General features: G+C 69.8%; 7 protein-coding genes. All 7 read left to right on the plus strand.

Translation table 11 applies throughout. The annotated features are described in order from the left end of the window. Positions 1-243: 243 nt before the first annotated feature. The 7 genes from hemL to AB0I34_RS27435 are packed head-to-tail and all read left to right on the plus strand — an operon-like array spanning position 244 to position 6,414. Entirely contained in the window at positions 244-1,566 is a 1,323-nt protein-coding gene (gene hemL, locus AB0I34_RS27405; RefSeq protein WP_360450271.1) for a glutamate-1-semialdehyde 2,1-aminomutase, read from the plus strand. 41 nt (positions 1,567-1,607) lie between these two features. Continuing rightward, positions 1,608-2,231, plus strand: a complete 624-nt coding sequence (locus AB0I34_RS27410; RefSeq protein ID WP_360450543.1) for a histidine phosphatase family protein — start codon at positions 1,608-1,610, stop codon at positions 2,229-2,231. After that, positions 2,231-2,794, plus strand: a complete 564-nt coding sequence (locus tag AB0I34_RS27415; protein WP_360450274.1) for a TlpA disulfide reductase family protein — start codon at positions 2,231-2,233, stop codon at positions 2,792-2,794. Before AB0I34_RS27410 ends, AB0I34_RS27415 begins: the two co-directional genes overlap by 1 nt. Positions 2,795-2,798: 4 nt before the next feature. Next, positions 2,799-3,542: a cytochrome c biogenesis protein CcdA gene (locus AB0I34_RS27420; RefSeq protein WP_360450276.1), complete on the plus strand. Its 744-nt coding sequence runs from the start codon at positions 2,799-2,801 to the stop codon at positions 3,540-3,542. A 1-nt stretch (position 3,543) separates the two neighbouring features. Continuing rightward, positions 3,544-5,130, plus strand: coding sequence for a cytochrome c biogenesis protein ResB (locus AB0I34_RS27425; protein ID WP_360450279.1), 1,587 nt, complete (start codon positions 3,544-3,546; stop codon positions 5,128-5,130). Then, positions 5,127-6,161: a c-type cytochrome biogenesis protein CcsB gene (gene ccsB / locus AB0I34_RS27430; RefSeq protein ID WP_360450281.1), complete on the plus strand. Its 1,035-nt coding sequence runs from the start codon at positions 5,127-5,129 to the stop codon at positions 6,159-6,161. The genes AB0I34_RS27425 and ccsB overlap by 4 nt, the downstream gene beginning before the upstream one ends. Position 6,162: 1 nt before the next feature. Next, positions 6,163-6,414: a DUF4229 domain-containing protein gene (locus tag AB0I34_RS27435; protein WP_360450283.1), complete on the plus strand. Its 252-nt coding sequence runs from the start codon at positions 6,163-6,165 to the stop codon at positions 6,412-6,414. The last annotated feature ends 410 nt before the right edge of the window (positions 6,415-6,824 follow it).

A 6,824-nucleotide genomic window follows, 5' to 3' on the forward strand; every position in this document is an offset into this window, starting at 1 on the left:
GATGATCCCTCCGTGACTCATCGACCTGTCCAGCCCCACGCTGCGGACAAATCATGTCGTCGCTGTCGGTTGCCGTCGTACTGGGTCTAACGTCCAGTCCGTGCGTGGGTTACGCACCGAACTCAGACCATCTACGCCCGGTTACCGGGTACCCATACTGGCGCGTAACAACGCTCCTGTGAACCCCCCGATGGGAACGAACCGGGCTGCCCGCCCATCGGCCCGCCTGGCCGGTCGGGAAGAATGGCGACCGTGCCCGACCACACAGAACAGTCCGCCACGCTCTTCGACAGGGCGTCCGCAGTCACGCCGGGCGGGGTCAACTCTCCCGTACGAGCGTTCCGCGCCGTTGGTGGCGTACCGCGCTTCATGGCATCGGGTGATCGATGTCACATCACCGATGTCGACGGCAACCGCTACCTCGATCTGGTCTGCTCCTGGGGGCCGATGCTGCTCGGCCACGCCCATCCGGAGGTGACCGCCGCGGTCCAGGCCGCCGTCGCCCGCGGGACGTCGTACGGGACGCCGACCGAGACCGAAGTACTGCTCGGCGAGGAGATCGTCGCGCGGACCCCGGTGGACAAGGTCCGGCTGGTGTCGTCCGGCACCGAGGCGACGATGTCCGCGCTCCGGCTGGCCCGCGGGTACACCGGCCGGGCGAAGATCGTGAAGTTCGCCGGCTGCTACCACGGGCACGTCGATGCGCTGCTCGCGCAGGCGGGATCCGGCGTTCTGACGCTGGGCATCCCCGGTACGCCGGGCGTCACCGAGGCGACCACGGCCGACACCATCGTGCTGCCGTACAACGACCAGGCCGCAGTCTCCGCCGCCTTCGCCGAGTACGGCGACCAGATCGCGGCCGTCATCACCGAGGCGTCACCCGGCAACATGGGCGTCGTACCGCCCCGGGACAACTTCAACGCCTTCCTGGCCAAGACCTGCAAGGACAACGGCGCACTGTTCATCTCCGACGAGGTGATGACCGGCTTCCGGATCACCCGCTCCGGTTGGTACGGCGTCGACGGCGTACGGCCCGATCTGATGACCTTCGGCAAGGTGATGGGCGGCGGCTTCCCGGCCGCGGCGTTCGGCGGACGGGCCGACGTCATGGCCCACCTGGCGCCGGAGGGCTCGGTCTACCAGGCCGGCACCCTGTCCGGGAACCCGATCGCCACCACCGCCGGCCTGACCACGCTGCGACTGGCCACCGACGAGGTCTACACCAAGCTCGACGAGACGTCGGCCACCATCCAGCGGCTGGTCTCGACCGCGCTGGACAAGGAAGGTGTGCCGCACGTCATCTCGGCGGCCGGGAACCTCTTCAGCGTCTTCTTCGTGGAGTCGGAGGAGGGACCTGCCGAGATCCGGGACTTCGCCGGTGCGAGCGTCCAGGTGCTGCCCCGGTTCGCGGCGTTCTTCCATGCCATGCTGGACGCCGGCGTCTACCTGCCGCCGAGCGCCTTCGAGGCCTGGTTCGTCAGCGCCGCCATCGACGACGACGCGCTGGCCGAACTCGAGTCCGCCCTGGCCCTTGCGGCAGCCGCGGCGGCCGCAGTACCGAACTGAAGGGAACGGCAGCGGTGACCGAAACGACGGTCGTGCACCTGATGCGTCACGGCGAGGTGCACAACCCGACCGGTGTGCTCTACGGCCGGATCCCCGACTTCCACCTGTCCGAACTGGGCCGGGCGATGGCCGAGCGGGTCGCCGAGTCCGTGAAGGGCCGCGACATCGTCCACCTGGTCAGCTCGCCGTTGGAGCGGGCCCAGGAGACGATGGAGCCGATCGCCAAGGTGTTCGGGCTGACCCCGGACATCGACGAGCGGGTGATCGAGGCCGCGAACCTGTTCGAGGGCAAGAAGTTCGGTGTCGGCGACGGAGCCCTGAAGAATCCGGGCGCCTGGTGGCTGCTGCGTAATCCGCTGAAGCCGTCCTGGGGCGAGCCGTACCAGCAGATCGTCCGGCGGATGCGTGACGCGATCGAGACCGCCCGGCAGAAGGCCGCCGGACACGAGGCTCTGATCGTGTCGCACCAGTTGCCGATCTGGATCGTCCGGTCCGCGATCGAGGGCCGCCGGCTGCCGCACGACCCGCGCAAGCGGCAGTGCAGCCTGGCCAGCCTGACCTCGTTCACCTTCCACGGCGAGTCGATCGTCTCCGTCGGCTACGCCGAGCCGGCCAAAGACATGCTGCCGGTGAAGAACCCGAAGAAGTTCGTCGGGGGCGCGTGATGAAGCGTGCGGCCGCCGTGGTGGCCGGGTTGGTGCTGACGCTGACCGCGTGCTCGTCCGGGCAGCAGGCCGCGGAGAACCGGCAGGGTCAGGCCGGATTCGTGAGCGGGACGCACAACGTGTCCGTCTTCGCCCCGGCCGACCGCAAGCCGGCGCCGGTCTTCACCGGTACGACGCTCGACGGCAAGACCTGGACGCTGTCGGACCACCTGGGCAAGGTGGTCGTGCTGAACGTCTGGGGCTCGTGGTGCCCGCCCTGCCGCAAGGAGGCGCCGGACCTGGTCGCGGCGAACAAGGAACTCGGCCCGTCGGTGGAGTTCATCGGCCTGAACACGCGCGATCTCGACCCGGCGCCGGCCAAGAAGTTCGTCCAGGAGTTCGGCGTGCAGTACCCGAGCGTGTACGACCCGAACGGCAAGTCGCTGCTGCGCTTCCGCGGCCAGATCTCGGCGGCGTCGATCCCGAGCACGCTGGTGATCGACAAGACCGGCAAGGTCGCGGCGCGAGTGATCGGCGACGTGACCAAGCAGACGCTGGTCGGCATGGTCAAGGACGCCGGTTGACCTGATGGGTGAGTGGTTCGCGCAGTCGATGACGGGTTCGATGCTGGTGGCACTGCCGATCGCGGTGCTGGCCGGCGCGATCTCGTTCTTCTCCCCCTGCGTCGTTCCGCTGCTGCCCGGCTACCTGTCCTACGTCACCGGGCTGTCCGCGGCCGAGCTCGGCTCGAAGCAGCGCGGCCGGATGCTGGCCGGGACCGCCTTGTTCGTGGCGGGATTCTCGGCGGTCTTCATCCTGACCGGCGTACTGTTCGGCACCGCCGGCGACCTGCTGATCGAGCACCAGACCGCGATCACCCGGGTGCTCGGCGGGCTGACCGTCGTACTGGGGCTGGTCTTCCTGGGTGGATTCGGGTTCCTGCAGAAGGACGTGCGGGTGCATCGGGTGCCCGCGGTCGGGATCGCGGCCGCGCCGCTGCTCGGCGTACTGTTCGGATTCGGCTGGACGCCGTGTATCGGTCCGACGCTCGGGACCGTGATGACGCTGGCCGCGACCGAGGGCAGCACCGGGCGGGGTGCGACGCTGGCGTTGGTGTTCAGCCTCGGGCTGGGCATTCCGTTCATCGTGGCGGCACTGGCGTTCCGGCGGATGCTGGGCGCCGTCGCGTGGGTCCGGCGGCACCAGGTGCTGGTGATCCGGATCGGCGGCGTACTGATGATCGCGGTGGGACTGCTGCTGCTGACGGGAGTGTGGGATTCGATGACCGCGGACCTGAGGCAGTGGGTCGCCAACTTCGGGTCGGCGGTGTGACGTGACCGACGTCAAGGACCACATCACCGCACCGACCGGCGGCTCCGGGAACGAACCGCCCGCGCTCGGCCTGGTCGGCTGGCTGCGCTGGATGTGGCGCCAGCTCACCTCGATGAAGACCGCGCTGGTGCTGCTGTTCCTCCTCGCTTTGGGTGCGGTGCCGGGATCGCTCATCCCGCAGACCCCGATCGACCCGATCAAGGTGTCGGACTTCCTCACCGCGCATCCGAAGCTCGGCCCGTTCTACGACAAGTTCGGGCTGTTCGACGTCTACAAGTCGCCCTGGTTCTCGGCGATCTACCTGCTGCTGTTCATCTCGCTGATCGGGTGTGTGGTGCCCCGGCTCGGCGTGTACCTGAGGGCGGTCCGGGCCCGCCCGCCGAAGCCGCCGCGCAACCTGAACCGGCTGCCCGGCTACCAGCGCTTCACCATCGAGTCCGAGGGCGACTTCCTGGCGACCGCCACCCGTGAGCTGCGCCGCCGCCGGTTCCGCGTCCAGGCGTACGACGGCGCGGTCGGCGCGGAGCGCGGCTACCTGCGCGAGGCCGGCAACCTGCTCTTCCACTTCTCCCTGATCCTGGCGCTGATCGGCGTCGCCTGGGGTTCGCTGTTCGGCTACCGCGGCACCGTTCTGGTTGTCGTGGGCAACGGGTTCGCGAACTCGCTGGCGCAGTACGACGACTTCGCGCCGGGCCGGGTGTTCGACGGCGACAACCTGCCGCCGTTCTCGCTGACGGTCAAGGACTTCGAGGTGAAGTTCCAGCAGGACGGTCCGCAGAAGGGCGCGGCCCGCGAGTTCAAGGCGCAGCTGAGCTATCAGGAGACGCCGGACGCGCCGGAGAAGTCGTACCAGCTCGAGGTCAACCACCCGCTCAAGCTCGACGGCAGCAGCATCTACCTGCTCGGCCACGGCTACGCGCCGCGGGTCACGGTGCGGGACGGCAACGGGCAGGTCGCTTTCTCCGGGCCCGCGCCGTTCCTGCCGCAGGACAGCAACTTCTCGTCGTTCGGCGTGATCAAGGCGCCGGATGCGCGGCCGATGCAGCTCGGCTTCGAGGGTTTCTTCCTGCCGACCGCGGTGATCGACCAGCGCGGCCCGGTCTCGGTCTTCCCCGACGACCTGAACCCGGCGCTGGTGATGACCGGGTACTACGGACGCCCGCAGCCCGAGACCGGGAAGCCGGAGTCGGTGTACCAGCTGGACAAGTCGAAGCTGACCCAGTTCGAGAAGGACGGCGACAAGCTGCGCTTCCAGCTCGCGCCCGGGCAGACCACGACGCTGCCGGACAAGGCCGGGTCGATCACCTTCGACGGCTACAGCCGCTGGGTGAAGCTGCAGGTCAGCCACACCCCGGGCACGAATCTGGCGCTGGGGGGCATCCTGCTGGCCATCCTCGGCCTGATGGGCTCGCTGTTCGTGCACCCGCGGCGTACCTGGGTGCGCGTCCGCACCGAAGACGGGCGTACCGTTGTCGAGGTCGCGGGTCTGGACCGCGGACCCGAGCGGGGGCTCGGCGACGAGATCCGGGCCATCACCGACAGCCTGAAACCAGAACCAGACCGATCGAGCACCCAGGAGCAGCCATGAGTGCGGAGACTTTCGCGCACGTCTCCAACCTGGTCGTCCCGACCGCCACGGTGATCTACGCGCTGGCGATGATGTCGCACGCGCTCGAATGGGCGCTCGGCCGCGCTGTCGTGGTCAAGGACGCCGAGGTGAAGCAGGACGTTCTGGTCGCGTCCGGTGGCGAAGGGGTCACCGCCGGCACTGCTTCGGGCGGTACTGCTTCGACCGGCCCTGCTTCGGGCGGTACTGCTTCGGCCGAGGTGGCCGAGCCCGCCGTTCCTGGGGCGGAGCGGATGGAGGCGGCGAGCCGGATCGGGCTGACGCTGACCTACCTGGCGTTCGTGCTGCACCTCGCGGGTGTGGTGACCCGTGGTCTCGCCGCGGGGCGGGTGCCGTGGGGCAACATGTACGAGTTCTCGATCACGGCGTCGCTGGCTGTCGCGGCCGTGTACCTGATCTTCGTGCAGCGCTACAAGCTGCAGTGGCTGGGGCTTGGCGTGACGCTCGTGGTCGCCGCCGTACTCGGACTCGCGACGCTCGCGCTCTACACCCCGGCCGGTCCGCTCGTGCCGGCGCTGCACTCGTACTGGCTGGTCATCCACGTGTCCGCGGCCGCCATCTCCGGTGGCGCGTTCACCATCGGCGGCCTGGTGTCGGTGCTGTACCTGGTCAAGGCCCGTGCGGAGCGCCGGGTGCTGGCCGGCGGCACGATGTCGGCGTCGCTGCGGCGGCTCCCGAGTGCCGAGGCGATGGACGGTACGGCGTACAAGGTGCTCGCGTTCGCCTTCCCGCTGTGGACCTTCGGCGTCCTGGTGGCCGGGCCGATCTGGGCGGAGTACGCCTGGGGCCGGTACTGGGGCTGGGACCCCAAGGAGGTCTGGTCGCTGGTCACCTGGGTGGTGTACGCCGCCTACCTGCACGCGCGGGCGACCGCCGGCTGGCGGGGCCGGAACGCCGCGACGATCGCGATCGTCGGGTGGTTCGTGTTCATCTTCAACTTCGTCGGGGTGAACCTGCTGGTCTCCGGTATGCACTCCTACGCCGGGGTGTGAGATGAAGGAGTTCGCCATCTACACCGGCTTGCGGGCCGGGTTGTTCGCGGTCTGCTTCGCCGTTCTGTGGTTCGCGCTGAGCGCCCGGCTGGGTGTCTTCCCGTTGTTGCTGCTGGCACTGATCCTGTCCTCGATCCTGTCCATCTTCGTACTGCGCGCCGCCCGCGAGCGGCTGGCCGGCCAGATCGAACGCCGGGCCTCGAGGATGTCGCAGCGGATCGAACAGGCCCGCTCCGCCGAAGACGACGACTGACCCACCACCCCACCCCGTCCCCACCCGCCCCCGCGCCGCCCCGTCCCCACCCGCCCCCGCGCCGCCCCGTCCCACCCGGCCCCGCGCCGCCCCCGTCCCACCCAGCCCCGCGCCGCCCCCGCCCCACCCCGCCCCGCGCCGCCCCCGTCCCACCCGGCCCCGCGCCGCCCCGCGCCGCCCCCGCCCCACCCCCGCGCCACCTCGCGCCGTCCCACCCCACCTCGCGCCGAGCCCGCCCCCGCCCGCATCTGATGGGTTGACCCATCAGAGGGTGGGTTGGCGTACCGCACGCGACTAGCCAACCCACCATCTCCTGGGTGAACCCATGGGGCGGAGGCGGCGCGTGGGTGAACCCATGGGGCGGAGGCGGCGCGTGGGTGAACCCATGGGGCGGAGGCGGCGCGTGGGTG

Origin of the sequence: Kribbella sp. NPDC050281, assembly GCF_040655855.1 — a bacterium.
GTDB lineage: Bacteria > Actinomycetota > Actinomycetes > Propionibacteriales > Kribbellaceae > Kribbella.

What these genes read in the sequence shown, in the direction of transcription:
- hemL (WP_360450271.1), top strand. Translation starts at nt 244, where the DNA reads ATGGCGACCGTGCCCGACCACACAGAACAGTCCGCCACGCTCTTCGAC.
- AB0I34_RS27435 (WP_360450283.1), top strand. Translation starts at nt 6,163, where the DNA reads ATGAAGGAGTTCGCCATCTACACCGGCTTGCGGGCCGGGTTGTTCGCG.
- AB0I34_RS27410 (WP_360450543.1), top strand. Translation starts at nt 1,608, where the DNA reads ATGCGTCACGGCGAGGTGCACAACCCGACCGGTGTGCTCTACGGCCGG.
- AB0I34_RS27420 (WP_360450276.1), top strand. Translation starts at nt 2,799, where the DNA reads ATGGGTGAGTGGTTCGCGCAGTCGATGACGGGTTCGATGCTGGTGGCA.
- AB0I34_RS27415 (WP_360450274.1), top strand. Translation starts at nt 2,231, where the DNA reads ATGAAGCGTGCGGCCGCCGTGGTGGCCGGGTTGGTGCTGACGCTGACC.
- ccsB (WP_360450281.1), top strand. Translation starts at nt 5,127, where the DNA reads ATGAGTGCGGAGACTTTCGCGCACGTCTCCAACCTGGTCGTCCCGACC.